Genomic DNA, 24,513 nt, shown 5'->3' on the forward strand with positions numbered 1-24,513 from the left:
ACGCCCGTGATCAGGGAAGACCCTGAATTCCCCCGGAGGTGAAGTCGACCAGGACCAGGGCCTGGTCGTCGTGCCGCTTCGGCCGGGGCCAGCGTTCGCCGTCCGGATCCTGCTTTTCCGCGGCGCGGACGGCGGCCAGCACGGCGTCGGGCCCGTCGGCGCGGGCGGTCGCCAGCACCTCGCGCCAGTCGAAGAGCGCGTACTGGTCGACGCCGATGGAGACGCCGTCGCTGGCGAGCAGGACGGCGTGAACGTCGGCCCGCCGCCAGCTGCGGCGGACCGCGTGCGCGGCGGCGCCCGGAACGGCCTCGGCGACCCAGAACCCGTCGTGGGCGTTGCGGCGGCGCCGGACGTCGGCGCCGGTCTGGAGCATCCCGCGCCGCCGCAGCCGGGCGAGCCGGTCGTCCGAGACGACGTCGACCCCGAAGGCGCCGAAGCCGACCACCGGGCTGTCGGCCAGCACGAGGGCGTCCACGCGGTCGCCGAGCCAGCGCACGGCGGCGACCGTGCTCGACGGCGACTGCTGCGGACGCAGGCCGTTGTCCGCCGTCACCGCGGCGATCGCGCTGGTCAGGACGTCGGTCAGGTCGGCTCCGGGCGCTGCGCGGAGGTCGTCGGCGAGGCGCCTGGCCAGCCGTTCGGCGTACCAGCCGCCCGGGGGTTGCGAGGGGTCCGAAGAGGTGGCGCCGTCGAGGACCAGCACGGCGTTGCCGAGCACGACGACGTGGTCCTCGGTGGGGCGTGGGTGGCCGTCCGCGCCCACCCCGGCCCGTTCGGCGATCGCGATCTCGGGCATCACCCGACTGTACGTCGGTGGCCCGGCGGCTTCGCGCTGAGCGTGTCAACCGGAGTTGACACGCGCCGAATGTCAACGTAGGTTGACAACCATGACCGAAGCAACGGACCTGGCCGCCCGGGCCGGTGACCGCGATCCCCGGGTGGGACTGCGTGCGGTCGCCGCGCTCCGGCGGCTGCTGGAACAACTGGAGGCCGTGCAGGTGCGCAGCGCGCGGGTGCACGGCTGGTCGTGGCAGGAGATCGCCGCCGAGCTGGGGGTCAGCCGGCAGGCCGTGCACAAGAAGTACGGGAGGCACTGATGTTCGAGAGGTTCACGGCGGACGCGCGGATGGCCGTCGTCGAGGCGCAGATCGTGGCGCGGCAGTCCGGCTCGGGGGAGATCGGCCCGGTGCACCTGCTGGCCGGGCTGGTCAAGGCGGACGTCCCGCTGCTCACCGCGCTGGGCGTGGCCGCCGACGACATCGCGGCGGAGCTGGCCCGCACCCGCCGCCGCGGCGGGGTCAGCGACGCCGACGCGGCGGCGCTGACCGAGTTCGGCATCGACGTCGAGCAGATCGTCGAACGCGTCGAGCAGACCCACGGCGAAGGCGCCCTGGCCGGGCGGCTGGGCCCGGCCAAGCGCGGGCACCTGCCGTTCACCACGCAGTCGAAGAAGACCCTGGAACTGAGCCTCAAGGAGGCCGTCCGGATGGGGGACAAGCACCTCGGGCAGGAGCACATCCTGCTGGCGCTGGCGCAGCAGCGCGGCACCGAAGAGGTGCTGGCCCGGCGCGGCGCCGACTACGCGACGCTGCGCCGGGTCGTTCAGGAGCGCAAGGCGGGCTGACGGTCGCGCCACACCACCAGCGGCAGCAGGGCCTGGGTGAGCGGGCCGATCGCGAGGGCGTAGAGCACGGTGCCCACGCCGACCGTCCCGCCGAGGAAGAAGCCGGCGACGACCACGGTGACCTCGATCCCGGTGCGCACCAGCCGGACCGACCGGCCGGTGCGCGCCGCGAGCCCGGTCATCAGCCCGTCGCGGGCGCCCGGGCCCAGCCGGGCGCCGACGTAGGTGGCGGTCGCGAAGCCGTTCAGCGCGACCCCGCCGGCCAGCAGCGCGATCTGCCAGGCGAGGTCGTGGGCGTCCGGGAGCACCGCCCGGACCAGGTCGACGGTCACCGAGATGACCACGACGTTCGCCACCGTGCCGATCCCGGGCCGCTGGCGCAGCGGGATCCACAGCAGCAGCACGGCCACCGAGATCACACCGGTCGCCGTGCCGAAGGTCAGGCCGGTGTGCTTCATGACGCCTTCGGCCAGCACGCCCCAGGGCTCGAGGCCCAGGTGGGCGCGGGTGAGCATGGCGACGCTGGTGCCGTAGAGGGCGAGCCCGGCGAGCAGCTGGACGCTGCGCCGGGCGGGGTCGCGGGTGATCCGGACGGGACGGAGATCGAGTTGAGCCACGCGTCCACTATTGACGGCAGGTGGCCTGGTAAACCATAGCCAATTCTGGAATATTGGCCTTATGGAACCGCTGATCCCGCTGGGTGGACGCATCTCCGGTCCGCGATTGGCCATCATGCTGGGCTCGTGGCGCCAAGGTGGCTCGCGGCAAGGGGCGGCGGACCTCGCCGCGGCGATCGAACTGCAGGTGCTGGACGGCCAGCTCCCGCTCGGCACCCGGCTGCCCGCCGAGCGGGAGCTGGCCGACGCGCTCGGGGCGAGCCGGACGCTGATCGGCGCGGCGCTGGACCGGCTGCGCGAGAACGGGTTCGTCGCGAGCCGCCGCGGCGCCGGCTCGTGGATCACCGCACCCGGGCGGCGCCGCCGGGACACCGTCGTCCCGGACGGCGGCGACCTGATCGACTTCGCCCACGCCTCGCCGGCGGCCCCGCCCGGGATGGTCGCGGCGGTCGACGCGGCCCGCTGCGCGCTCGTCGACCACCTCGGGCAGCACGGCTACCAGGAACGTGGCCTGCTCGGCCTGCGGGAGAAGATCGCCCGGCGCTACACCGAGCGCGGCCTGCCCACCACGGCCGCGCAGATCATGGTCACCAACGGCGCGCACCACGCGTTCGTGCTGACCCTGCGGATGCTGACCGGGCCGGGCGACCGCGTGCTCGTCGAGCAGCCGACCTACCCGAACGCCCTGGAGGCGATCCGGGCCGCGCACGCCATCCCGGTGCCCGTCGCGCTCGACCCGACCGGCGCCCGCGGCTGGGACATCGCCGGCGTCGACGCGGCGCTGCGCCAGGCGTCGCCGCGCCTGGCGTACCTCGTGGTCGACTTCCAGAACCCGACCGGCCTGCGCCTGGACGCCGAGGGCCGCGAACGGCTCGGCGCGGTCCTCGCCCGGGCCCGGACGCCGGTGGTGGTGGACGAGACCCTGGTCGAACTGGACCTCGAAGGTGACCCGCTGAACGGGCCGCCGCCGCTGGCCGCGTTCGCCGGCGACCTGGTGATCTGCGTCGGCTCGGCGTCGAAGTCGCACTGGGGCGGGCTGCGGCTGGGCTGGATCCGCGCGTCGGAAGACCTGCTCGGCCGGCTCGTTTCGGCCCGCTACGCCGTGGACCTCGGCTCGCCGGTCTTCGAGCAGGTGGTGTTTTCGGAGCTGCTGGAGGCCGACGGCTGGGCGGCGCTGGCCCGTCGTCGCGAGGAGCTGCGCGGCCATCGGGACGCGCTGGCGGACGCGGTGGCGCAGCACCTGCCGGACTGGACGTTCACGCTCCCGAAGGGCGGGCTGTCGCTGTGGTGCCGGCTGCCGGAACCGGTGAGCTCCCGGCTGGCGGTGGCGGCGGCGAGCCACGGGATCCAGGTGGCGCCGGGCTCCCGCTTCGGCGTCCACGGCGGCCTGGAGCGCTGGATCCGGCTGCCGTTCGCGTTGCCGCCGGAGAAGATCCAGGAGGCGATCCGCCGGCTGAGCGCGGCGGAGGCGTCGGTGCGCGGGACGCCGGCCTCGCTGGACGCGCCCATCGCGTGAAACGAACCGGTGCGCTGGATGCGAGCCTGCTCCCAGGGATGGGCGGCGTTCGGGTGCATCCAGCGCACCGGTTCGTTGTTCCACACACCCGCTCACGGACGTGACCCCGTTCGCGGGTACCGCGGCTTCCCGGCACCGCCCCTCGACGTGCCGGGAAGCCGGCGGCTCAGGTGCGCTCGCGGTACTGCGAGTCCTCGCTCGGCGCGGTGAGCAAGGGCTCCCGGAGCGCGCCCGGTGTGGGTCCCGGCGTCGCGGGGGCAGCGCGACGCCGGGACCGGGATCCGACCCGGCCGGGCGCGGTCGGCCGGTCGGAAAGACTGGGGTTTCGCATCGGTTTCGCCCCTGGGGGTACGTCGGACGCGCTCGGGCGTCACGAGACGTGAGAGAGCCACGGATTACGCGCTTGAGCAGGGGATTCGTCACGCCTCAACGGCGTTCGGGCGCACCAAGTCGATCTTGGTTTGGGCGCACTTGTCCCCGGCTGCGGGGTTCCGTGTCAGTCGGGGGAAGTGGTGGGCAGGGCGGCTTCGCGCCCGGCGCCGTCGACCTCGTGGTCGCGGCTGGTGCCGATCAGCTTGAGCTGCGTCGTGGTGACGCGGTCGGTGTGGACGGCGAACGCGTGGCGGGCGCCGCCGGGGCCGTCGTGGCCCGGCGTGGCGGTGAGGGCCGGCGCGCTCGGGGCGGTGGTGCCGCCGGGCAGACCGGGCGTGGAGTCACCGCCGCCGGTGGCGTGGGTGCCGGAGTCGCGGGGCTGCTCCTGGACCGCCGGCAGCGACTGCGCGTGCCGCACGACCAGGTGCGTGACCGAGACCCGGGTGGTCTGCGGGTCCGCCGCCGTCGTCGTCGTGGTGACCGCGTCCGCGGCCGGCTCGGCGGCCGCGGCCTGGGTGACGACGGTGGTCACGACCGGCACGGTCGCGGTGCCGCCGCCGGAGTTCGAGCCGCCGAGCACCGGGCCCAGCACGTCGTCGAGGGGGAGCAGGACCGGCGCGTCCGGGTTGTTCGGAGACGGCTGGGTCAGCGGCGAGAGCACGGTGTGGGACAGCGTGTCCGTCAGCGTGCCGACCGTGTCCGTGAGGGAGCCGACGGTGCCCGTGACGGTGGAGAGCGTCCCGCCGACCACGTCGAGGACGCCGCCGACGAGCCCGCCGGCCACGCCGCCGCCGCCCGGCGCGGCCGTCACGGTGTCCTTTGTGGTCCCGACCACGCCGCCGACCGCGTTGAGCGTGCCGCCGACCAGGCCGTTGACCAGGCCGCCGGAGGACGTGGCCTTCGTGGTGGCGGGTGCTTCGGTGGTCTTCGTGTCCTTTGTGGTCCCGCTGGCCTCTTCGGCCTTCGGTGCTTCGGTGTCCTTTGTGGTCTCGGCCGGCGGCTCGGCGGTGTCGGCCTTCGGCTGCACCGGGCACGCGGCGGCGTCGGTGTCGTGGTGGTGCTTGCGGTGCCGGCCCGGCAGGAGCGGCTTGGCGGCATGGTCCACAGTGGAGACGACGGGTGCTTCCGGGCAGGTCGGCGCCTCGGCGGCCGACGCGGTGCTGCCGGTCAGGGCGGCGCCGAGCAGCCAGCCGGCGACGGTCAGGCCGCCGGCGAACAGGATCTTGGCGGCGGGCCGCTGCAGCGAGGCCGCCCACGGGCGCGGCGCGCGCACGCGCGCGTATGAAGGGGTTTCACCGGGAGTGAGCGCGGGGGCGCCGCGGCGCACGTCCGCCGTGCTGCTCACCGCCACCACCACCGTCCGCGCCTGAGGCTCTCGCGTCGAGCCTGTCGTTGCTGGGTCGTTCTCCGGCCAGGTCGCAGTTCCCCCGGGGCTGCACTCGTTCTAGCACCGCTCGGGAGTCTTTCATCTCTCCCGCGTTCGATCCAGCCCGCAAGGCGGACCAGCCCTCCCGGGCAAGGTATCTGCGGCCGACGAGTTGATCACTCTCAGTGCCGTTCGGGTGCTTCCCTGCGGCCATTCGGAGGAGCGGTGCAAGTTGCAGTCCAGAGCGTTGACCTGATGTTTCCCGCGCGCCGACAGCGATGCGTGCCGACGCGATTCCGGTCCGTGGTTTCGGCCAAGTGACCGGAAATACGTCCGGGATGTGGGACGGCCACTGGGCCGAACGGGTTCCGCACGCGGCTTCGGTTGTGCTGCGCCGAAAACGCTTCCCTCCGACCGGCCCGCGATCCGCTTGCGGTCCGTGATCGCGAAGCCGGTGCCCCGGCGGCACCGGAGGGCGTCGAGCGCGGCGGAGCGTCGGCAGGCGGAGCCGAGGGCCGCGGCCGTCTCCCGGCCGGTGCCGTCCCCACCGGACGCCGTCACGTTGATCGCGGAGCGTGACGATGGGTCGCGGCAAGTGGTGGGCGGCCGCCCGCGCGGTCCCGGCGCCGCCACGCACCCGGCGCGGCCGCGCTCACCGCGGTGCCGCCGCGGAACGGCCCCGGACCGGGTCTACTCAACCCGGCCGCGGTCGTCAGACCAGTTTGCGCAATCGGGTGATGGCCTCGTCGATCACTTCGTTGCGCTTGCAGAACGCGAAACGCAGCAGGTGTTTCCACTCGTCCGGGTGATCGGTGAAGACCTTCACGGGCACCGCCGCGACCCCGACCCGGCCGGGCAGTTCCCACGCCAGGTCGGCGGCGTCGGCGAAGCCCAGCGGCCGCACGTCGACGCAGACGAAGTAGGTGCCCGCCGTCGGCCGCACGGCGAACCCCGCGTCCGCGAGCCCGGCCGAGAGCCGGTCCCGCTTCTCCTGCAGCGACGCGCGCAGGCCGTCGACCCAGGGCAGCTCGTGGTCGAGCGCGTGCGCGACGGCCGGCTGCAGCGGCCCGCCCGAGACGAAGGTGATGAACTGCTTCGCCGCCTTCACCGCGGCGACGAGCTCCGGCGTCGAGCAGACCCAGCCGATCTTCCAGCCGGTGCAGTTGAACGTCTTGCCCGCGCTGGAGATGCTCACCGTCCGCGGCCGCATGCCGGGCAGCGTGACCAGCGGGATGTGCTCTGCGTCGTCGAAGACCAGGTGCTCGTAGACCTCGTCGCAGATGGCGATCAGGTCGTGCTCGACGCACAGCGCGGCCAGCGCCGCCAGCTCGGCGCGGGTGAACACGGTCCCGGTCGGGTTGTGCGGCGAGTTCACCAGGATCGCCCTGGTCCGCGGCGTGACCGCGGCGCGCAGGCCGTCGACGTCGAGGCCGAGCCGGCCGCCGGGGCCCTCGACCAGGCCGACGACCCGTCGTTCGGCGCCGGCCATGGCGACCGCGGCGGCGTAGGAGTCGTAGTACGGCTCGATGACGATCACCTCGTCGCCGGGCTCGGTCAGCGCGAGCAGCGTCGCCGCGATGGCCTCGGTCGCGCCCGCGGTGACCAGGATCTCCGTGTCCGGGTCGTACTCGGTGCCGTACCGCTGCCGGTGCCGCGCGATCGCGGCCCGCAGCTCCGGCCGTCCCGGCCCCGGCGGGTACTGGTTGGCGCCCCCGAACAGGGCGTTCTTCGCCGCTTCGAGCATGCCGTCCGGGCCGTCGGTGTCCGGGAAGCCCTGGCCGAGGTTGACGGCGTCGTGCCGGACGGCCAGCGCCGTCATCTCGGCGAAGATGGTCGACGTGAACGGCCGCAGCCGGGGGACGAGAGCAGGTTCGCGCACGATCAGCCATCCTCACGGACAATGGCGTTGTGGAGCAACTGACCCCCGCGAAGGTGACGCCCGCCGACCCGCCGGGTGGCGCGGCCGGTGAAGAGCAAAAGCGGCGTGCGCTGCGCAAGATGAAGCTGGTCGCGCTGTCGTTCCTGCTCGGCGCGACGCTGGTGTTCCTGCTGACCAGCTGGGCGCAGTCGGCCGGCTGGCCGGGCTGGGTCGGCTACGTGCGGGCCGCCGCCGAGGCCGGCATGGTCGGCGCGCTGGCCGACTGGTTCGCCGTCACGGCCCTGTTCCGGCACCCGCTCGGGCTGAAGATCCCGCACACGGCGATCATCCCGAACAAGAAGGACGCGCTCGGCTCCAGCCTCGGCGACTTCGTCGGCTCGAACTTCCTCTCCGAGGAGGTCGTGCGCGACAAGCTCAAGCGCGTCGAGATCGCCCGGCGGCTGGGGGCGTGGCTGGCGCAGGAGGAGAACGCCGAGCGCGTGACGTCCGAGCTGGCCACGGTGGTCCGGGCGGCCGTTCGCGTCCTCCGCGACGAGGACGTCCAGGCGATCATGGAGCAGGCCGTCGCGCGCCGGATCATCGACAAGCCGTGGGGCCCGCCGCTGGGCAAGATCCTGCAGGGCGTGTTCGCCGACGGCGCGCACCACAAGCTCGTGGACCTGATGTGCGACCGCGCGTACGAGTGGGTGCGCGACAACCACACGACGATGCTGCGCGTGGTGTCCGACCGGGCGCCGAGCTGGTCGCCGAAGTTCGTCGACGAGATGCTCGCGGACAAGGTGTACGGCGAGGTGCTGTCCTTCGCGTGGGCGGTGAAGACCGACGTCAACCACCCGATGCGGCTGGCGCTGGACAAGTTCCTCGGCGAATTCGCCCAGGACCTGCAGACGAACCCGGACGTGATGGCCCGCGCCGAGCAGGTCAAGGGCCAGATCGTGCACCACGAGGAGGTGCAGCGGCTGATCGGCTCGGCGTGGAGCACGGCGAAGGAGATGCTGCTGACCGCGGCCGAGGACCCGTCGAGCGAGCTGCGCCGGCGCGTCCGGCTCGGGCTCACGTCGCTCGGGCAGCGGCTGATCTCGGACGACCAGCTGCGCGCGAAGGCCGACGGCTGGGTCGAGGGGGCCGCCGCGTACCTCGTGAAGAACTACTCACGGGAGATCACCACGATCATCACCGACACGGTCGAGCGGTGGGACGCCGAGGAGACGTCCCGCAAGATCGAGCTCCAGGTGGGCCGCGACCTGCAGTTCATCCGGATCAACGGCACGGTGGTGGGCGCGCTCGCCGGGCTCGTCATCTACGCCGTGGCGGAGCTGCTGTTCTGAGGGCCGTGTCCTATACCACACCTGGGGGAGTTTCAAACCAGTTGTCCACAGGAACCTGAGTTATCCCCGGGGTTATCCACAACTTTTCACGGTGATGGCCTAACGGCTGTCCACAACGTGTGGGGGCGAGGCCGTCCGGGGCGTGGATATGTGGTGCTTCGTCCCCAAGTTGTCCACAGCCGTTCGAGGGTCCGCCGCTCGGATGAGGGCCCGTACCCCACCGGACGACACGCGTACCTAGCCGGACGACACGCGTACCTGGCCGGACGACACGGCCGGACCTCGGTGGGCTCCGGCGTGTCGTCCATCTGGGTACGCGTGTCGTCCGCCTGGGTGCGCGTGTCGGCCGGAGCGGGTCAGCCCGCCGCCGCGCGGGCGCGCCAGCCGCGCGCCTTCTCGCGGTTGCCGCAGACGCGCATCGAGCACCACGTGCGCGAGCGGTTGCGCGACTCGTCGTAGAACGCCCACAGGCAGGTGTCGGCGGGGCAGATCTTCAGCCGGATCCAGTCGCCGCGCACGACCAGCCGCGCGCAGGCCGCGAACACCGCGCCGACGACGTCGTCCGCGACGAGCGCCGGCCCGTCGTCGGTGAGGGAGATCCGGGTGCCGACGTCGAGGCGGCCGCCGGGCAGCCGCGGGTCGCCGATCGCCGCGCGCAGGGCGTCCCGCGCCGCCCGCGCCTCGGCGGCCGGGTTGGCCGCCAGTCCGTGCCCGGCCGCCCACCCGTGCCACTGCCCCGGATCTTCGAGCAGGTCAGTGCCCTCTTCGACGTTGACCGTGTTGAGGAACTCCACCACGAAAGAGGCGTCGGTGTGCACTTGCCGATTGTACGGCGGTTGCCTCCGGGGGTGCTAACCCACATAATCGCTTCACTGGTTACTCATGATCGAAGGGAGCGACGATGAGTGCGGTACCGACCCTGGGCGTGGTGGCCCTCGACTGCCCCGACCCGGTGGCGCTGGCCGAGTTCTACCGCTCGGTGCTGGACTGGGAAGCGCCCGAAGTGGCCGAGGACGGGCACTGGGTGACGCTGGCCAACCCCGCGGGCGGCGCGGGCATCGCGTTCCAGCGGGTGCCCGACCACCGGCCGCCGGCGTGGCCGTCCGCGGAGAACCCGCAGCAGCTGCACCTGGACCTGAACGTGACGGACCTGGAGGCGGCGCACGAGCGCGTGCTCGGCCTGGGGGCGAAGCTGCTCGACGACAAGCCCGAGACCTTCCGCGTCTACGCCGATCCGGCCGGGCACCCGTTCTGCCTCTGCGCCTGCTGAGGCGTTTTTGCGTAGGCTCTGCGGTGTGATTTGTCCGAAGTGTCAGAACCGGATGCGGACCGTCGACAAGAACGGCATCCACATCGACCAGTGCGAAGGCTGCCGCGGGATCTTCCTGGACCGCGGCGAGCTCGAGGCGATCGTCGGCGCGGAGAGCTCGTTCTACGGCCACCAGCCGCCGCCCTACCGGGGTCATGCCGACTCGCCACGGCCCTACCGCGGCGGCTACCCGGACTCCCCGCGGCCGCACCGCGGGTATGCGGACTCGCCGCGGCCGTACCGCGGTGGCCACGCGGACTCCCCGCGCCCGTACGGCCACCGCAAGCGCAGCTTCCTCGAGAACCTGTTCGACTGAAATGGGTCTCGACCTGCGGATCTGTCCGGCCTGCGGGGAACTGGCCGAACGCCCGGTGGTCACCGGCGCGGTCGTCGCGTGCGCGAAGTGCGGGCACGAGTGGCCGTTCCGGAAGCTGCCGCTGTTCGCGCTGACCGGGCCGAGCGGCGCGGGGAAGTCGACGATGGGCCCGCTGCTGGCCGAGCGGTTCGGCGGCGACGTCGTGGTGCTGGACCAGGACGTCCTCTGGATCGACGCCCTGCGCGACGCCGTCACGTCGTTCCGCTCGGTCTGGCTGCGGATGGCGGCGATGCTGCACCAGAACGGCCGCCCGGTCGTGCTGTGCGGGACGGTGGCGCCGCCGGAGTTCGAGCCGTTGCCGGAGCGCGCGTTCTTCAGCGACATCCACTACCTGGCCCTGGTCGGGTCGCCGGCGTCGCTGCGCGCCCGGCTGCGGGCACGGCCGGTCTGGCGGGAGTGGGACGAGGAGCGGATCGACGAGATGCTGGAGTTCAACGACTGGCTCCGGAAGTCGGCGCCGGCCCTCGGCGTCGACGTCTTCGACACCACGGACGTCTCCCGGGTGGAGACGGCCGACCACGTCGAGCGGTGGATCCGCGCGCGGCTGCCTAGGTGAGCGGCCAGGCGCGGCCGTCCGGGGCGTCGAGCCAGAACTCCTGGCGGTCGCCGGTCACCGTCAGCCCGAACCGGTCGCGGTCCGGCTTGCCCAGCTCGCACCACTCGACGTAGGCCGCCTCGGCGACTTCCCACAGCGCGCGTGGCCCGCCCTGCGCCACCTCGTCGGCGCCGCCGCGCTTGCGGTGGCGGACCCACGAGCCGTCCGGGTGGACCAGGGCGACGCCCGGCGCTTCGTGGTCGCCGCTTTCGCGCACCGGCCGGACCCCGGGCAGCGCCAGGCCCGCGAAGAACTCGAACTGGCGGCGGGGCTGGAGCACCGCCGACATCGGCAGCCGCGTCTGCTCCCAGTCACCGCGCGACGGCATCGGCAACGGGCTCGTCTCCGGCAGCCGATGCGCGCGAAGCGGCATGAAGCGGCCGTCGCGCGCCAGGACGCGGCCCTGGGCGTCGCCGTCTTCGCCGACGACCAGCCGGACCAGCCCGGCGCCGATCGGGCGGTTCAGCGTCGTCACGACCAGCCCGCCCGGTTTCGTCTGCGCCAGCCAGGCCGGCGGGATCCGCGACACCGAAGCCGTGCACAGCACCCGGTCGAAGACGGTGCCGGCCGGGAAGCCGAGCGCGCCGTCGCCCACCGCGCACACCGGGTGGTACCCCGCCGCGGCCAGCCGCTCGCGCGCCGTCGCGACGATGCCGGCGTCGATGTCCACTGTGGACACCTGCCCGGCGCCGCAGCGGTGGCTCAGCAGGGCGGCGTTGTACCCGGTGCCGGTGCCGATCTCGAGCACGCACTGCCCGTCGCGCACCCGCAGCTCCTCGAGCATGATCGCCATGATCGACGGCATGCTGGACGAGCTCGTCGGCGTGCCCGCCACCGGGCCGGTGCGGCGCGCGAGCTCCCAGCGGTCCGGGTCGTCGTCCAGCTGCGTCACCAGGACGTCGCGGGAGTAGACGGTCTCCAGCCAGCCCGGGTCGCCGCGGTCGACCGCCGCCCACAGCCCGCCCGCCGGCACGAAGAACCGCGGCAGGAAGACGTGCCGGGGGACCGCGCGGAAGGCGGCGACCCACTCCGGGGCGTGCAGGACGTCCTCGTCGAGCAGGTGCTCGACGAGCCGCCGCCGCAGCCGGGCCGAGCGCGTCATGGCACCACGGTAGCGGTGCGCATCACACCCGATGGTTGCAAGCAGGGTGCTTGCAATAGCTAGCACTCGCGCGTACCGTCGATGGTGTCGCGAGGAGGTGACCGGATGACGGAGACCGGTGGGACGTCAGGATCCGGCAGTCCCATGGAAAAGGTCGCGGACATCGCTTCCGACATCGGCGAGTACATCCGCCAGCAGCGCAACACCGCGAAGATTTCGTTGCGCCAGCTGTCGAAGCTCGCCGGCGTGTCCAACCCGTACCTGAGCCAGATCGAGCGCGGGGTCCGCAAGCCCAGCGCGGAGATCCTGCAGCAGATCGCCAAGGGCCTGCGCATTTCGGCGGAAGCGCTGTACGTGCAGGCCGGGATCCTCGACCTGCCGACCGGCGGGCCGGTGGGCGACGCGATCCGCGCCGACGCCGAGCTGACCGAACGGCAGAAGCAGGTCCTGCTCGACGTCTACGAGTCCTTCCGCCGGGAGAACGCCGCGGCACGGCCGGCCGCCGCTCCCGCCCCAGCCACGAACCACACCGAGGAGTCAGCATGACCACGCCCAAGACCGAAGACGTGAAGAAGGCCGTCACCACGGCCCTCGACCAGGTCCGCACCCCGCTGCTCGCCGCGCTCGGCGCCGGCAACCTGGCCACCCACGCCGTCACCGACGCCGTGGCGAAGGCCAAGGAGAACGTGACCAAGAGCGGCGAGGTGGCCCGCAAGAACCTGCAGGAGCTGCCGACCGACGTCGAGAGCCTCCGCGAGAAGCTGGACCCGGCCGAGCTGCGCAAGGTCATCGACGAGTACACCGAGGCCGCGCTGAAGCTGTACAACAAGCTGGCCGAGTCGGGCGAGCAGGCGTGGGACAAGATCGCCGCGCAGCCGCAGGTGAAGAAGGCCATCGAGCAGCTGGAAGAGGCGCTGACCACCGCGCAGGGCCAGGTCGAGGACGTCACGACCGAGGTCCGCGAGCGCGTCGACGGCGTGCTGGCGAAGGTGACCAAGCGCACCCGCTCGGCCGGCGAGAAGACCGCCCGCAAGGTGACCGAGGTCGCCGGCGAAGCGGCCGACGCCATCGAGGAGCTGGGTGATGACGTCGCCCACGAGACCCGTTCGGCCAGCCGCCGCGTCGCGAACAAGACGGCCCCGAAGACGGCCGCCCCGGCCCGCCGCACCACGACGTCGAGCACCACGAGCGCCGCCGCGAAGAAGCCGGCCGCGCCGAAGACCGACAAGTGACAACGCCGTGAACTCCCGGCCCCGTCACCGGACCCCCGGTGGCGGGGCCGGGGTCGTTCGGGTGGTTTGCCGTAAGCTGTCGCTGTGCTAGTCGCCATCTGGATCCTCAATGTCATCCACTGGGGCAGCGCGCTGGTCGGGCTTTTCGCCTTCGTGCACGCGCTGCTCCAGCGCGCCGACGCGTACTCGGCAGCCGACCGCAAGACCAAGCCGATCTGGATGCTGATCACCGGCGGCGCAACCCTCGCCATGGCGCTGTTCAGCGTGATGGGCCCGGGGATGATCTTCTGGGTGCCGGCGATGGCGGCGGTGCTGGTCTACATCGTGGACGTCCGCCCGAAGCTGATCGAGGTCCAGCGCGGCGGCTCCAGCTGGTAGTTAGGCTGGCGGGGTGACCTGGACCATTGCCGGGAGCCTCACCGTCGTTCCCGCCCCCACGCGTACTGACCTGCTCGCCGAGCCCGTCGCCAAGGCCCTGGCCGCGCTCGCCGACCCGGACGCCGTCGGCGTCGCCGGGATCGACCCGGCCCTCGCCGACACGGCCGCCTTCTGCGAGACCTACGGCTCGCCGCTCGAAGCGTCGGCGAACTGCGTTGTCGTCTCCGGCAAGCGCGCGGGCGAAGTCCGCTTCGCGGCCGCGCTCGTGCTCGCGACCACCCGCGCCGACGTCAACGGCGTCGTCAAACGCCGTCTCGACGTCCGCAAGGCGTCGTTCGCGCCGATGGACGAAGCCGTCTCCCTGACCGGGATGGAGTACGGCGGCATCACGCCGGTCGGCCTGCCCGCCGAGTGGCCGATCCTGATCGACCGGCGCGTCGCCGACGCTCCCGAGCTCGTCATCGGCAGCGGGATCCGCGGCAGCAAGCTGCTGATCTCCGGCGCCGCACTGGCCGCGCTGCCCGGCGCCGAGGTCGTCGAGGACCTCGCCCGGTGACGTCCGTCTGGCTCCGGTACCTGACCGGCGCCGACATCGACTCGCTCGGTGTCACGGACGCCGACATCGTCGGCGCGGTCGAGGACGTCCTCGCCGACCACGGCCGCGGCCAGGTCGTCTTCGAGCCGCGTACGCACCTCGTGCCGGACAACGGCGGCAAAGGCCACTTCAACATCCTTCGCGGCCACCTGTCCGCGAAGCAGGTCAGTGGCGTGAAGGTCGTCGGTGACTTCGTGGGGAACTTCGAACGGGGCCTCCCTTCGGAAATGGCGTTGATCCTGCTGCTGGACCCGGACACCGGCATGCCGCGGGCGATCGTCGACGGCACGATGATCACCGAGGCCCGCACCGGCGCGATGACCGCCGTCGGCGCGAAGTACCTGGCCCGCCCGGACTCCCGGGTGCTCGGGCACATCGGTGCCCGCGGGACCGCCTGGTGGAACGTCGTGCTGCTGGACTCCTTGTTCGACTTCGCCGAGATCCGCGTGACCAGCAAGCGCCCGGAGTCCCGCGAGGACTTCGGCCGGCGGCTGTCCGAACGGCTCGGCAAGGACGTCCGCGTCTGCGTCACGGCCGAGGAAACCCTGGACGGCGCGGACATCCAGGTCGAGGCCTCCCGGCTGGTCGAACCCGAACCGCTGGTGCGGCGCGAGTTCCTCCGGCCGGGCACCTTCCTGGTGCCCTACGGCACGATCAGCGCGCTCGAGCTCACGCTGCTCGAGGACATCGACAAGGTCGTGGTCGACGACTGGCGCGAATCGCGGTCCGGCAACCCGCGGTTCGGCGCCCTGCGCCCGCAGCTCAACGCCGGCCTCCTCACCGAGGACAACGTCCACGCCGAGATCGGCGACGTCGTGGCCGGGAAGAAGCCGGGTCGCGAGCACGACACCGAACGGATCCTGTTCTGGCACCGCGGACTGTCCACAACGGACGTTGCGGTGGCCGACATGATCCTCGCCCGTGCCGAGGCTTCCGGCGTCGGCACCATGCTGCCGTACCGATGATCGTCTCCGACGGCGAGTTCGCTGACAGTGAACGGTTGGTTCTGGACAAATCGCTGGTAGCAGCCCTGAAGCGGCGCCGGGAAGAGGTCTTGACGGCGCTCGCGGACCGGGCGGAACCGGTCTACGGCGTCAACACCGGGATGGGCAGGCTCGCGGGGGTCGCCCTCGACGCGCGGCAGCAGGCGGAGCACCAGCGCAACCTGCTGATCGGCCGCGCGGTCGGGGGGCCGCCGTGGCTGCCGCCGCCGGACGTCCGCGCGCTGCTCGTCCAGCGGCTGCGGGATTTCCTGCGGCCGTGGTCGGGGGTGAGCGCGGAGCTGGTGCAATTCCTGGTGGACCGCCTGAACGACGGCTTCACGCCCGCTGTCCCGCGCTTCGGCCTCGGCAGTTCGGGCGAGATCATCGCGCTGTCCCACGCGTTCCAGACGTTCCTCGGCATCGGCACGGTCCTGGAGGACGGCGCCGAAGTGCCGGCCGCATCGGCGCTCGCTCGCCGGGGTGCCGCACCTTATGTCCTCGGACCGAAAGAAGGGGCTTCGCTGCTTCAGGGGTCTCCGCTCGCGGTGCTGCACGCTCAGCGCGGCTGGACCGAAACGCAGCAGCTCATCGACCTGCAGACGCTCACCGAGGCGATGGCGATCGACGTGCTCGGCGCTCCGCGCGAGGTCTTCGCCCCGGTCATGGCGGGCGGCGACGACCACCTGCGGACGCTCCTGCACGAGCTGAACGCGCTGGCCGGGATCGGCCCGGTGCGGCCCGGAGTCGTGCAGGCCCCGCTGTCGGTCCGCGTGGCGCCGCGGGCGCTCGCCCACGCTTCCCGCGTCAACGCGGACCTGCACGAGACCTGGCGGCGCTGGGGGACGATGCCGGGCGATTCGCCGTCCTTCGTCGACGGTTCGTTCGTGCCGGGAACGGGTTACCACGCGGTGGACCTCGGCCTGCGGATGGACGCGGTGACGGCGGCGCTGGTGCACGTCGGCGAGGTTTCGGTGCAGCGGGCGCACCGCCTGCTGGACGAGCGGTTCACCGGGCTCCCGGCGCAGCTCACGGCGGACCCGGGACCGCAGGCGGGCCTGGTCCCGCTGCACAAACGAGCGGTGGGCGAGCTGCAGGCACTGCGCCGGCTGGCCACCCCGGCAACGCTCGGTTCGCTGGACACCTCGGCGGGCCAGGAGGACGTCCAGGCCTTTGCTTCAGCGGCCGGCGAGCAATTGCGCGCGGCGGCGGGGCACGTTTTCGCGATCACGGCGTGCGAGCTGGTCACGGCGTCCCAGGCCCGGTATTTGGCCGGCGGGGACGGGGTGCCGGGGCTGCGGGCGGGTTATCGGTGGGTGCGGTCGGTGGTGCCGCCGGTGGCGGAGGACCGCCCGCTCGGGCCGGAGATCGAGCGGCTGATCGCGGCTTGCCGGACGGCGTTCTTCGACGACTTGGCCACGCTCACCTGACCCGCGAGCGGTTCACCGGAAGGACAGTGTGGACGCCGGATTGCTCGGCCGCGCGGCCGCGATGTTCGCGGCGACGAACGTCGACGACCTCGTGCTGCTCGCGGTGTTCTTCGGCCGGGCGGCCGGACGCCGCGGCGAGGTCACGGTCGTGGTCGGTCAGTTCCTCGGCTTCGCGGCGATCCTGGCGGTCTCGATCGCGGGCGCGCTCGGCGCCGGGCTGCTCCCGGACGGTGCCGTCCGCTGGCTGGGCGTGCTGCCGCTGCTGCTCGGACTCCGCGCGGCCTGGCAAGCAGGGCACCAGGACGACGACGAGCCGCCCCCGGCCACCGGGCTGCTCGGGATCGCGCTGGTGTGCTTCGCCAACGGCGGCGACAACGTCGGCGTGTACGTCCCCGCGTTCGCGGCGACCGGGCCGGCGGGTCTGGCGGGCTACGCGGCGGTGTTCCTGACGGGCGTGGCGGTCTGGTGCGTCATCGGTCGGTTCCTGGCCACTCGCCGGAGAGTGGCGCGCGTGCTTTCCCGCTGGGGCCACGTGGTGCTGCCGGCCGTACTGATCGCGCTCGGCGTGCTGATCCTGGTCGGCGCGTTTTAGGCCCGGTCAGTCCCGCCGGGCGTTCTGCAACGCCAGCCCGCGCGGCGTGGCAACCCGAGTCAGCAGGGCGAACGCGCCGTCGCACACCAGCGCCAGGATCACCGCTGCCAAACCGCCGGCGAAGATCTCCCCGTACCCCTGGGCCCCCACCGCGAAGCCGTCGACGATGTAGCGGCCCAAGCCGCCTCCGTCGTTGACGATCGCGCCGATGGCCACCGTGGCGATCAGCTGGAGGAACGACACCCGCGCGCCCGCCAGGATCACCGGCGACGCCAGCGGGAACTCCAGGCGCAGCATGATCTGCCGTTCGCGGTAGCCCGTCCCGCGGGCCGCGTCGACCGTCTCCTGCTCCAGGGACACCACGCCCGCGTACGTGTTCGTGAACAACGGGGGCATCGCCAGCGCGACCAGGGCCAGCAGCAACGGCCAGAACGTCGTGTCCCACTCCCAGCGGCTGGCCAGGAACCAGAACAGGATGATCAACCCGAAACTCGGGATCGCGCGGCCGATGTTCACCGCGCTGCTCGCGAGGAACGCGCCGCGGCGGTAGTGGGCCAGCCACAGCGCCGCCGGGATGGTCAGCGCCGCCGCGATCACCAGCGCCAGCAGGGAAAACCTGAGGTGCTCCAAGGTCCGGTACGGCACGCCCTCCCGGTCCGTCCAGCTCCACCGGTTCGGGTCGGCTAGCCACGCGTTCAGCTGGTCGAAGAAGCTCATCGCGCCTTCCGGGTCCAAGGGGTCAGCAGGCGCTCGCCCAGCCACAGCAGCAGGTCGACGACCACCGCCAGCACCACCGACAGGCCCATGCCGACGATGATCTCCGTGGGGTTGGGAGTGGTGTTCTGGATGCCGGCGCGGATGAAGTAGCCGAGGCCGCCCAGCCCGAGCATGGACGTCACCGTGACCAGGCCGATCGTCGTCACCGCGGCCACGCGCAGGCCGGCGATCACCACCGGCAGCGCCAGTGGCAGCTCGATCTGCCACAGCATCCGCGTGCGCGTGTAGCCCATCCCGATGGCGGCTTCGCGGACCTCCTTGGGCACCTGGTCGACGCCGGTGACGATGTTGCGGACCAGGATGAGCAGCGTGTACGTCGCCAGCGGGATCATCGCGGTCACGAACGTCAGCCCGAAGAACGGCGCCAGCACGGCGAACGCGCCCAGGCTCGGGATCACGTACAGCGCGCCCGCGGTGCCCAGGATGATCCCGTACGACCAGCGGTAACGCAGCGCCAGCACCGACAGCCCGATGGAAACCACCAGGCCGATGCCCAGCGCGGCGCCGGTGAGGGAGATGTGCTCGACGAGCCGGTGGACGATGGCGTCGGCGTTGCGGTCCACCCACCGCCACTGGAAGATCGGGGGGCCGCTGTCGGCGGCCAGGGGTGTCACCGCGGTCACGTGCACCGGCCGACCCTACCCCGATCGGGCGGGATAATTCCGCAGACTGGGAATTGTGCGCCGTTCGTCCCACGATGTGGTTTCTTGTCGGGGGGCGGGGCTAGGGTCCTTTCGTCTGTTCGAGTGACGAGGGAGTTGGGGATTCGTGCGCTGGTTCCGGAACGCGTCCGTGGTGGCGGTGGCCGTCGCGGCGACGCTCGGTTTGGCCGCCTGTGGCGGCAGCGACAGCGGTGACAAGCCCGCCGCGCAGGGCAAGGGCGGGGCGCCGATCGTCGTCGCGTCCTTCAACTTCACCGACAGCCAGATCCTCGCCGAGATCTACGCGCAGGCGCTGGAAGCCAAGGGCTAGAAGCTGTTCGAGCCCAGCGGCGTCGGCCTGCTGAACTTCGCGCCGGCCGAGGACAAGAACACCTACATCGTCAAGTCCGACCTGGCCAAGGACAAGGGCATCGCGTCGATCAGCGACCTGAAGAAGCTCGACAAGGTCGTCATGGCGGGGCCGCCGGAGTGCGAGAAGCGCCTTCCGTGCTTCCTCGGCTTCAAGGACGTCTACAAGCTGACGAACATCAGCTTCCAGACGATCCAGGAGGCCGGGCCGCGCGTTCAGCAGCTGAAGTCCGGCGCCGTCACGGTGATCCCGGTCGACTCGGTCAGCCCGCTGACCGGTGACCCGAACTACACCGTGCTCAAGGACGACCTCAACATCGTCCCGACCGAGAACGTCGTGCCGGCGGTGAACAAGAAGGTGCTCGACGAGCGCGGCGCCGACTTCGCCAACGCGGTGAACGCGGTCAGCGCGAAGCTGACGACCGACGTGATGCGCGACCTGAACAAGAAGGTCGACTCCGACGGCGAGCAGGCCGCGGACGTCGCGAAGGACTGGCTCTCGCAGGCCGGCCTCTGAGTTACGCGGTCCCGCTGACGACCCACGCCCGGGCCGTCAGCGGGATCGACCCGTCCGGGTTCGCCGGCAGGCGGCTGCGCAGCAGCTCGCGGATCCGGCCCTGCTGCTCCTCGGGCAGCGCCGCGAGGTACGCCGGGGCCGGTCCCTGGCGGCCGAGGAACGGCTGCCAGTAGTCGTCGAAATCGCGGAACGTCGTCGGGATCGTGAGCTCGTCGACCACCGCCTGTTTCAGGCCTGCCTCCGTCCACAGGCGGCCGAACGGCTCCGGGCGGCACAGTGGGTACCGGCGGCCTTCGTGCAGCTCTGCGGCCGCCGGGTCCAGCTCGGCCGCTGCGTCCCAGAAACACCTGAGCATTTCCATGCCCTGCGCCAGGTCCCACAGGTAGGCCACCGCGCGGCCGCCGGGGGCCGTCACCCTCTTGATCTCCGCCGCGGCCGCCGCCGGGTCGGGGACGAAATTCAGGACCAGGCCCGACACGACCACGTCGAAGCGGTCGTCCGGGAAGGGCAGGTCGCGGGCGTCGGCCACGGTGAACGCTGCCCGGGGGTCCGGCACGCGCTCGCGGGCGGATGCCAGGAACCCCTCGGACGGGTCCACGCCGGCCACCTCCACCGGGTCGGCCGCGGCGAGGACCGCCGCCGTCAGTGCGCCCGTGCCGCAGCCCACGTCGAGCCAGCGGCGGCCCGGTGGGATGTCGAGCTGCCGCACGAACGTCTCCGCCAGCCGGCGGCTCCACCGCCCCATGAATGCTTCGTACGCGTCACCCGACTGCCACATGGGACGCAGTACAGCACAAAACCCGCTGGTCAGCCCGTTGCGAGGTCGCCGGTGGCCGTGTTGCCCGCCGACGTCGCGCGGTGCAGGAACCCGGCGATCAGCTCGAGCTCCTCCTCGGTGTAGCCCGCGCACAGCTCGTCCATCGCCGTGTTCATCCCCGCGTAGAGGCGGAACAGCTCCGCGTTGCGGCCGCGGACCGCGCGGACCGCCACCGACCGGCGGTCGGCCGCCTCCGGGTCGCGCTCGCGGACCACCCAGCCGCCCTTCTGCAGGCGGTCGAGGATGCCCGTCATCGTCGCCGGGTGCAGGCCCGCGCGGCGGGCCAGGGCGCTCGGACTGAGCGGGCCGTGCCTGCCGATCAGCTCGAGGCAGTCCAGGTCGACGTCCTTGAGCGCCAGGTGCGCGCTGACCTGGTGGTTCAGCAGCGACAGCTGGTTGCGCAGCTCCCGCAGCGACTCCTTCACCGCCACCGTCGCCCGGCGGTGCGCACCCGAACCCATGCGGGCAGCCTAACCGCCGAGCGGCGGGTCCGGCGTCGGCGTTGAGGGCTCCGACGTCGATGCCGGCTCCTGAACTGCGGAAACGGCTGTCCAGAGCGGACTTCCGCCGCTCACTATCTGGGACGTGCGAGGGCGCCCGCCGGTGGTGCGCCGGGCGGTGAAATCGTGGACCCTGATCCGTACGCCGGGAAGAGGAGTGAAATGGGAAAGGTCACGGCCACCGCGGAGCGCACGATCGACGCTCCGGCCGACAAGGTCCGCGCGCTCGTCGCCGACTACGCCGAAACGCGCCCCAAGCTGCTCACCGAGCACTACCGCGACTACCAGGTGACCGAGGGCGGCGTCGGCGCCGGGACCAAGGCGGGCTGGAAGCTGCAGGCGACGTCCAAGCGGGTCCGCGACGTCAAGGCCACGGTCACCGAGCCCCGGCCGGGGACGCTGGTCGAGACCGACGCGAACTCCAGCATGGTCACCACGTGGACGGTCACCGAAGCGGGTGACCGCAGTGTGGTGAAGATCGAGACCACGTGGGACGGTGCGGGTGGCATCGGCGGCTTCTTCGAGAAGACGTTCGCGCCGGGCGGGCTCAAGAAGATCTACGACGGCGTGCTCGGCAAGCTCGCCGAGATCGTGTAGCTCGTCACAATCGGAATCTGCGCCCCGGTTAGCTGGTTGCATCGGGTGGAATCCGGGGCGTCTGCCCCGCTTCGAGACATGGAGGAGATCCGACATGAGCACGGCGACCGAAATCCGGCTGGCCTCGCGTCCGGAAGGCGTTCCGACGCACGACAACTTCGAGATCGTCGACACCGAGGTGCCGACGCCGGGGGACGGTCAGATCCTGGTCCGCAACCTGATCATGAGCGTCGACCCGGCGATGCGCGGCCGGATGCGGGACGTCAAGTCCTACGCGCCGCCGTTCCAGGTCGGCGAGGTCATGTCCGGCGGCGCGGTCGGCGAGGTCGTCGAGTCGAACGTGGACGACGTCAAGCCGGGTGACCACGTGCTGCACCAGGCCGGCTGGCGCACCCACGCCGTGCTCGACGCCGGGCGCTACGTCAAGGTGGACGCCACCGCCGCGCCGCTGTCGACGTACCTCGGCGTGCTCGGCATGCCGGGCCTGACCGCGTACGCCGGCCTGCTGGAGTCGGCCGAGTTCAAGCCGGGTGACACCGTGTTCGTCTCCGGCGCGGCCGGGGCGGTCGGCTCGCTGGTCGGCCAGCTCGCGAAGCTGAAGGGCGCCAAGCGCGTCATCGGCTCGGCGGGGTCGGCGGAGAAGGTCCGCCACCTGATCGACGACCTCGGCTTCGACGCGGCCTTCAACTACAAGGACGGCCCGGTCGCCGCGCAGCTGCACGAAGCGGCGCCGGAGGGCATCGACGTCTACTTCGACAACGTCGGCGGCGAGCACCTCGAGGCGGCCATCGACGCGATCACCCTGCACGGCCGGATCGCGATCTGCGGGATGATCTCCCAGTACAACGCGACCGAGCCGACGCCGGCGCCGCGCAACCTCGCGCAGGTCATCGCCAAGCGGCTCACCATCCGCGGCCTGCTGGTGCTCGACCACTGGGGCCTGCAGCAGCAGTTCGTCAGCGAGGTCGCGCCGCTGGTCAACTCCGGCGAGATCAAGTACTCGGAGACCTTCGTCGACGGCATCCGCAACGCGCCGGAGGCGTTCCTCGGCCTGCTGTCGGGCGCCAACACCGGCAAGATGCTGGTCCGCATCGCCGACTAGAGGAGCGCGGCCAGCTCCGGCAGGGTCGGCGCGGTGTAGGTGGGCGCGGGCGAACCGGGCAGCGGGTGGACGCCGGGACGGGTGAGCAAGGCCGTCTCGAGCCCCGCCGCCTGGGCGCCCGCGATGTCCCAGTCGTGCGCGGCGATCATCACCGCGGTCTGGCCGGGGTAGGCGGCCGTGACCTGGCGGTACGGCTCCGGTGCGGGCTTGAGCCTGCCGACCTGCTCGGCCGAGAAGATCCGGTCGAGCAGGGCAGCCAGCCCGGCGTTCTGCAGCTGCGCCTCGGCCGTCGCGAGCGGCGAGTTCGTCAGCGCGACGAGGGTGTGGCCCTGTTCGCGAAGCTTCGCCAGGCCGGGTTCGACGTCCGGGTGGGCGGGCAGGCTGCGCAGCCCCTCGCCGACCTTGGCGAGATCGACTTCCCGGCCGTGCCGGGCGGCGACCTCGATGGCGGCGTCGCCGGCGATGCCCGCGAAGTCGCGGTAGCCGCCGGTCGCGGTGACGGTGAGGACCGTGTGGATGGCGAGGCCGAACCATTCGCGCCGGAGCTCGGGGCCGCCGACCAGCGCGTCCATCGGAGTGAGGTCGAGCAGGGTCTCATTGACGTCGAACACGCACAGCATTCGGTCAGTATTGCTCGGTCAGCGACCGGTGGTCGAGGCTCGCGTCCAGCTCGGCCGCCGGGATCGGCAGGTCCATCTGGTCGCGCAGGATCGTGCCCAGGGTCGGCAGCGTGGCCCGGTCCGGCCAGGTCGCCGGGTCCCAGAGGGACGAGCGCAGGAATGCCTTCGCGCAGTGCATGTACACCTGCTCGACCTCGACGACCACCGCCAGCTTCGGGCGCTTTCCCTTGACCACCAGGGAATCGAAGTACGGCGCGTCCGAGACCAGCTTCGCCCGGCCGTTCACCCGCAGGGTCTCGTTCATGCCCGGCACCAGGAACAGCAGCCCGGCGTGCGGGTTGTCGACGATGTTGCGGAAGCTGTCGGCCAGCTTGTTGCCCGGCCGGTCCGCCAGTACCAGCGTCTTCTCGTCGAGCACCAGCACCGAACCCGCCGGGTCGCCGCGGGGTGAGACGTCGCAGCTGCCGTCCGGGGCCGCTGTCGCCAGCAGGACGAACGGCGAATGCCCGATCAGGTTGCGTGCGTGCTCGTCGAGGTGGCCGATGATCTTCTGCTGCGTCCGCTCGGCCGCTTCGCCGATGATCTCGCGCAGCGCCTCGTGCGTGTCGATGGTCCCCATGCCCCCAAGCTAGCGGTCGCCACCGACAATCCTGCCCTTGATCACGATCTTCGCCGCGTCCGTGGACTTCTTCACCACCAGGTCCACCGAGTAGCCGTGCTTCACGAAGACGCCGTCGAGCTGGAACGTGCCGTAGCCGTGCGCCTGGGTGAACAGCTGCTCCATCAGCTCCAGGCCCGTCGCCGGATCGGGCGCGACCGTCAGGCAGCGCAGGAGGAACTCGTCGGTCAGCCGCCGCGTCTGCTCGTGCAGGCCGACGTGCTCCGGGCCGTGCAGGCCCTCGGCGTAGAGGACGTTCATCCCGGCCCGGCGCTCGATGAGGTAGCGCGTGTACGCGCCCGCCGCCGCGGCCAGGGCGTCCGCCGGGTCTTCGTGCTCTCCCGCCGCCGCGCCGACGCGGTCCGCCAGCTGGCACGCGATCGTGCCCGCCACCTCGGCGAGCAGGCTCTCCCGCGAGGCGAAGTGCCGGTACGGCGCGCCGGGGCTGACCTTCGCGCGCCGGGCGACCTCGGCGACCGAGAAGCCGGCCAGGCCCTGCTCCGCGATGAGGTCCAGGGAGACGCGCACGAGTTCGCCGCGGAGGTCGCCGTGGTGGTACTTGCCGCCCATGACCTGGATCACATCTCTCGTTCGAAATATGTAAGAGGGCTCTTACGTAGGACA

The 24,513-nt window shown here is 72.0% G+C and carries 29 protein-coding genes and 1 pseudogene; 17 read left to right on the forward strand and 13 right to left on the reverse strand.

The window, feature by feature from the left end; translation table 11 throughout:
- Nucleotides 1-10 precede the first annotated feature (10 nt).
- Nucleotides 11-796: a protein phosphatase 2C domain-containing protein gene (locus OO60_RS40430; protein ID WP_004559388.1), complete on the reverse strand. Its 786-nt coding sequence runs from the start codon at nt 794-796 to the stop codon at nt 11-13.
- Between the two features lie 91 nt (nt 797-887).
- Between OO60_RS40430 and OO60_RS40435 the strand changes: the two genes are divergently transcribed.
- Together OO60_RS40435 and OO60_RS40440 are read left to right on the forward strand one after the other, a co-directional pair.
- A complete protein-coding gene (locus tag OO60_RS40435; protein ID WP_004559389.1) occupies nt 888-1,097 on the forward strand; it encodes a sigma factor-like helix-turn-helix DNA-binding protein in 210 nt (69 codons plus the stop codon).
- Complete coding sequence (locus OO60_RS40440) at nt 1,097-1,624, forward strand: Clp protease N-terminal domain-containing protein (RefSeq protein WP_004559390.1); 528 nt, start codon at nt 1,097-1,099, stop codon at nt 1,622-1,624. Before OO60_RS40435 ends, OO60_RS40440 begins: the two co-directional genes overlap by 1 nt.
- Here OO60_RS40440 and yczE read toward each other — a convergent pair.
- Nucleotides 1,603-2,241, reverse strand: coding sequence for a membrane protein YczE (yczE, locus tag OO60_RS40445; protein WP_033263354.1), 639 nt, complete (start codon nt 2,239-2,241; stop codon nt 1,603-1,605). The two genes, OO60_RS40440 and yczE, sit on opposite strands and share 22 nt — an antisense overlap.
- Nucleotides 2,242-2,302: 61 nt before the next feature.
- Between yczE and yczR the strand changes: the two genes are divergently transcribed.
- Nucleotides 2,303-3,757 (forward strand): MocR-like transcription factor YczR, encoded by a 1,455-nt coding sequence (yczR, locus tag OO60_RS40450; protein WP_051767957.1) that lies wholly within the window; start codon nt 2,303-2,305, stop codon nt 3,755-3,757.
- Between the two features lie 496 nt (nt 3,758-4,253).
- Here yczR and OO60_RS40455 read toward each other — a convergent pair whose 3' ends face one another.
- Both OO60_RS40455 and OO60_RS40460 read right to left on the reverse strand, forming a co-directional pair.
- Nucleotides 4,254-5,474 (reverse strand): hypothetical protein, encoded by a 1,221-nt coding sequence (locus OO60_RS40455; RefSeq protein WP_244885652.1) that lies wholly within the window; start codon nt 5,472-5,474, stop codon nt 4,254-4,256.
- A 733-nt stretch (nt 5,475-6,207) separates the two neighbouring features.
- Nucleotides 6,208-7,374 carry a pyridoxal phosphate-dependent aminotransferase gene (locus OO60_RS40460; RefSeq protein ID WP_004559436.1) on the reverse strand — a complete coding sequence of 389 codons (1,167 nt, stop codon included), beginning with the start codon at nt 7,372-7,374 and terminating at the stop codon, nt 6,208-6,210.
- 29 nt (nt 7,375-7,403) lie between these two features.
- Here OO60_RS40460 and OO60_RS40465 point away from each other — a divergent pair, with 29 nt between their 5' ends.
- Entirely contained in the window at nt 7,404-8,702 is a 1,299-nt protein-coding gene (locus OO60_RS40465; RefSeq protein WP_004559437.1) for a DUF445 domain-containing protein, read from the forward strand.
- 356 nt (nt 8,703-9,058) lie between these two features.
- On the opposite strand, the gene OO60_RS40470 is transcribed toward OO60_RS40465, so the two are convergent.
- Complete coding sequence (locus OO60_RS40470; protein ID WP_004559438.1) at nt 9,059-9,520, reverse strand: CGNR zinc finger domain-containing protein; 462 nt, start codon at nt 9,518-9,520, stop codon at nt 9,059-9,061.
- Nucleotides 9,521-9,603: 83 nt separating this feature from the next.
- Between OO60_RS40470 and OO60_RS40475 the strand changes: the two genes are divergently transcribed.
- From OO60_RS40475 to OO60_RS40485, 3 genes are read left to right on the forward strand one after another with little or no spacing between them, the layout of a single operon-like run.
- On the forward strand, nt 9,604-9,972 hold the full coding sequence (locus tag OO60_RS40475) for a VOC family protein (protein WP_004559439.1): 369 nt from the start codon (nt 9,604-9,606) through the stop codon (nt 9,970-9,972).
- Nucleotides 9,973-9,979: 7 nt separating this feature from the next.
- Nucleotides 9,980-10,327 carry a TFIIB-type zinc ribbon-containing protein gene (locus tag OO60_RS40480; protein ID WP_081656034.1) on the forward strand — a complete coding sequence of 116 codons (348 nt, stop codon included), beginning with the start codon at nt 9,980-9,982 and terminating at the stop codon, nt 10,325-10,327.
- A 1-nt stretch (nt 10,328) separates the two neighbouring features.
- Nucleotides 10,329-10,943, forward strand: a complete 615-nt coding sequence (locus tag OO60_RS40485; RefSeq protein ID WP_004559441.1) for an AAA family ATPase — start codon at nt 10,329-10,331, stop codon at nt 10,941-10,943.
- Here OO60_RS40485 and OO60_RS40490 read toward each other — a convergent pair.
- Entirely contained in the window at nt 10,936-12,084 is a 1,149-nt protein-coding gene (locus tag OO60_RS40490; RefSeq protein ID WP_004559442.1) for a methyltransferase domain-containing protein, read from the reverse strand. The genes OO60_RS40485 and OO60_RS40490 overlap by 8 nt on opposite strands.
- A 144-nt stretch (nt 12,085-12,228) precedes the next feature.
- Here OO60_RS40490 and OO60_RS40495 point away from each other — a divergent pair, with 144 nt between their 5' ends.
- The 7 genes from OO60_RS40495 to OO60_RS40525 all read left to right on the forward strand — a co-directional run bounded on the left by OO60_RS40495 (nt 12,229) and on the right by OO60_RS40525 (nt 17,291).
- Nucleotides 12,229-12,630, forward strand: a complete 402-nt coding sequence (locus OO60_RS40495; RefSeq protein ID WP_004559443.1) for a helix-turn-helix domain-containing protein — start codon at nt 12,229-12,231, stop codon at nt 12,628-12,630.
- Nucleotides 12,627-13,316, forward strand: coding sequence for a hypothetical protein (locus OO60_RS40500; RefSeq protein WP_004559444.1), 690 nt, complete (start codon nt 12,627-12,629; stop codon nt 13,314-13,316). Before OO60_RS40495 ends, OO60_RS40500 begins: the two co-directional genes overlap by 4 nt.
- Before the next feature lie 84 nt (nt 13,317-13,400).
- Entirely contained in the window at nt 13,401-13,694 is a 294-nt protein-coding gene (locus tag OO60_RS40505; protein WP_004559445.1) for a DUF2516 family protein, read from the forward strand.
- 13 nt (nt 13,695-13,707) lie between these two features.
- Nucleotides 13,708-14,250 (forward strand): YbaK/EbsC family protein, encoded by a 543-nt coding sequence (locus tag OO60_RS40510; RefSeq protein WP_004559446.1) that lies wholly within the window; start codon nt 13,708-13,710, stop codon nt 14,248-14,250.
- The gene (locus tag OO60_RS40515) at nt 14,247-15,254 is read left to right on the forward strand and encodes an ornithine cyclodeaminase family protein (protein WP_004559447.1); all 1,008 of its coding nucleotides are present in this window, start codon (nt 14,247-14,249) and stop codon (nt 15,252-15,254) included. The genes OO60_RS40510 and OO60_RS40515 overlap by 4 nt, the downstream gene beginning before the upstream one ends.
- A complete protein-coding gene (locus OO60_RS40520; protein ID WP_004559448.1) occupies nt 15,251-16,699 on the forward strand; it encodes an aromatic amino acid lyase in 1,449 nt (482 codons plus the stop codon). The genes OO60_RS40515 and OO60_RS40520 overlap by 4 nt, the downstream gene beginning before the upstream one ends.
- A 28-nt stretch (nt 16,700-16,727) precedes the next feature.
- Nucleotides 16,728-17,291, forward strand: coding sequence for a cadmium resistance transporter (locus OO60_RS40525; protein ID WP_004559449.1), 564 nt, complete (start codon nt 16,728-16,730; stop codon nt 17,289-17,291).
- A 6-nt stretch (nt 17,292-17,297) separates the two neighbouring features.
- Here the strand turns inward: OO60_RS40525 and OO60_RS40530 are convergent, their stop codons facing one another.
- Together OO60_RS40530 and OO60_RS40535 are read right to left on the reverse strand one after the other, a co-directional pair.
- Entirely contained in the window at nt 17,298-18,008 is a 711-nt protein-coding gene (locus OO60_RS40530) for an ABC transporter permease (RefSeq protein ID WP_033263357.1), read from the reverse strand.
- Entirely contained in the window at nt 18,005-18,697 is a 693-nt protein-coding gene (locus tag OO60_RS40535) for an ABC transporter permease (RefSeq protein ID WP_004559451.1), read from the reverse strand. The genes OO60_RS40530 and OO60_RS40535 overlap by 4 nt, the downstream gene beginning before the upstream one ends.
- Before the next feature lie 139 nt (nt 18,698-18,836).
- Between OO60_RS40535 and OO60_RS44830 the strand changes: the two are divergent.
- Nucleotides 18,837-19,595: pseudogene (locus tag OO60_RS44830) on the forward strand (ABC transporter substrate-binding protein).
- A 1-nt stretch (nt 19,596) separates the two neighbouring features.
- Here OO60_RS44830 and OO60_RS40545 read toward each other — a convergent pair.
- Entirely contained in the window at nt 19,597-20,340 is a 744-nt protein-coding gene (locus OO60_RS40545; RefSeq protein WP_004559453.1) for a class I SAM-dependent methyltransferase, read from the reverse strand.
- 62 nt (nt 20,341-20,402) lie between these two features.
- Nucleotides 20,403-20,873 carry a MarR family transcriptional regulator gene (locus tag OO60_RS40550; protein ID WP_004559454.1) on the reverse strand — a complete coding sequence of 157 codons (471 nt, stop codon included), beginning with the start codon at nt 20,871-20,873 and terminating at the stop codon, nt 20,403-20,405.
- Between the two features lie 201 nt (nt 20,874-21,074).
- Here OO60_RS40550 and OO60_RS40555 point away from each other — a divergent pair, with 201 nt between their 5' ends.
- Both OO60_RS40555 and OO60_RS40560 read left to right on the forward strand, forming a co-directional pair.
- Nucleotides 21,075-21,509, forward strand: coding sequence for an SRPBCC family protein (locus tag OO60_RS40555; protein ID WP_004559455.1), 435 nt, complete (start codon nt 21,075-21,077; stop codon nt 21,507-21,509).
- Nucleotides 21,510-21,603: 94 nt separating this feature from the next.
- Complete coding sequence (locus OO60_RS40560; protein WP_004559456.1) at nt 21,604-22,611, forward strand: NADP-dependent oxidoreductase; 1,008 nt, start codon at nt 21,604-21,606, stop codon at nt 22,609-22,611.
- On the opposite strand, the gene OO60_RS40565 is transcribed toward OO60_RS40560, so the two are convergent.
- From OO60_RS40565 to OO60_RS40575, 3 genes are read right to left on the reverse strand one after another with little or no spacing between them, the layout of a single operon-like run.
- Nucleotides 22,608-23,231, reverse strand: a complete 624-nt coding sequence (locus OO60_RS40565; RefSeq protein ID WP_004559457.1) for a haloacid dehalogenase type II — start codon at nt 23,229-23,231, stop codon at nt 22,608-22,610. The genes OO60_RS40560 and OO60_RS40565 overlap by 4 nt on opposite strands.
- A 4-nt stretch (nt 23,232-23,235) precedes the next feature.
- Complete coding sequence (locus OO60_RS40570; RefSeq protein WP_004559458.1) at nt 23,236-23,850, reverse strand: pyridoxamine 5'-phosphate oxidase family protein; 615 nt, start codon at nt 23,848-23,850, stop codon at nt 23,236-23,238.
- Between the two features lie 9 nt (nt 23,851-23,859).
- A complete protein-coding gene (locus tag OO60_RS40575) occupies nt 23,860-24,471 on the reverse strand; it encodes a TetR/AcrR family transcriptional regulator (protein ID WP_004559459.1) in 612 nt (203 codons plus the stop codon).
- Between the last annotated feature and the right edge of the window lie 42 nt (nt 24,472-24,513).

Origin of the sequence: Amycolatopsis vancoresmycina (assembly GCF_000716785.1) — a bacterium.
GTDB classification, from domain to species: domain Bacteria; phylum Actinomycetota; class Actinomycetes; order Mycobacteriales; family Pseudonocardiaceae; genus Amycolatopsis; species Amycolatopsis vancoresmycina.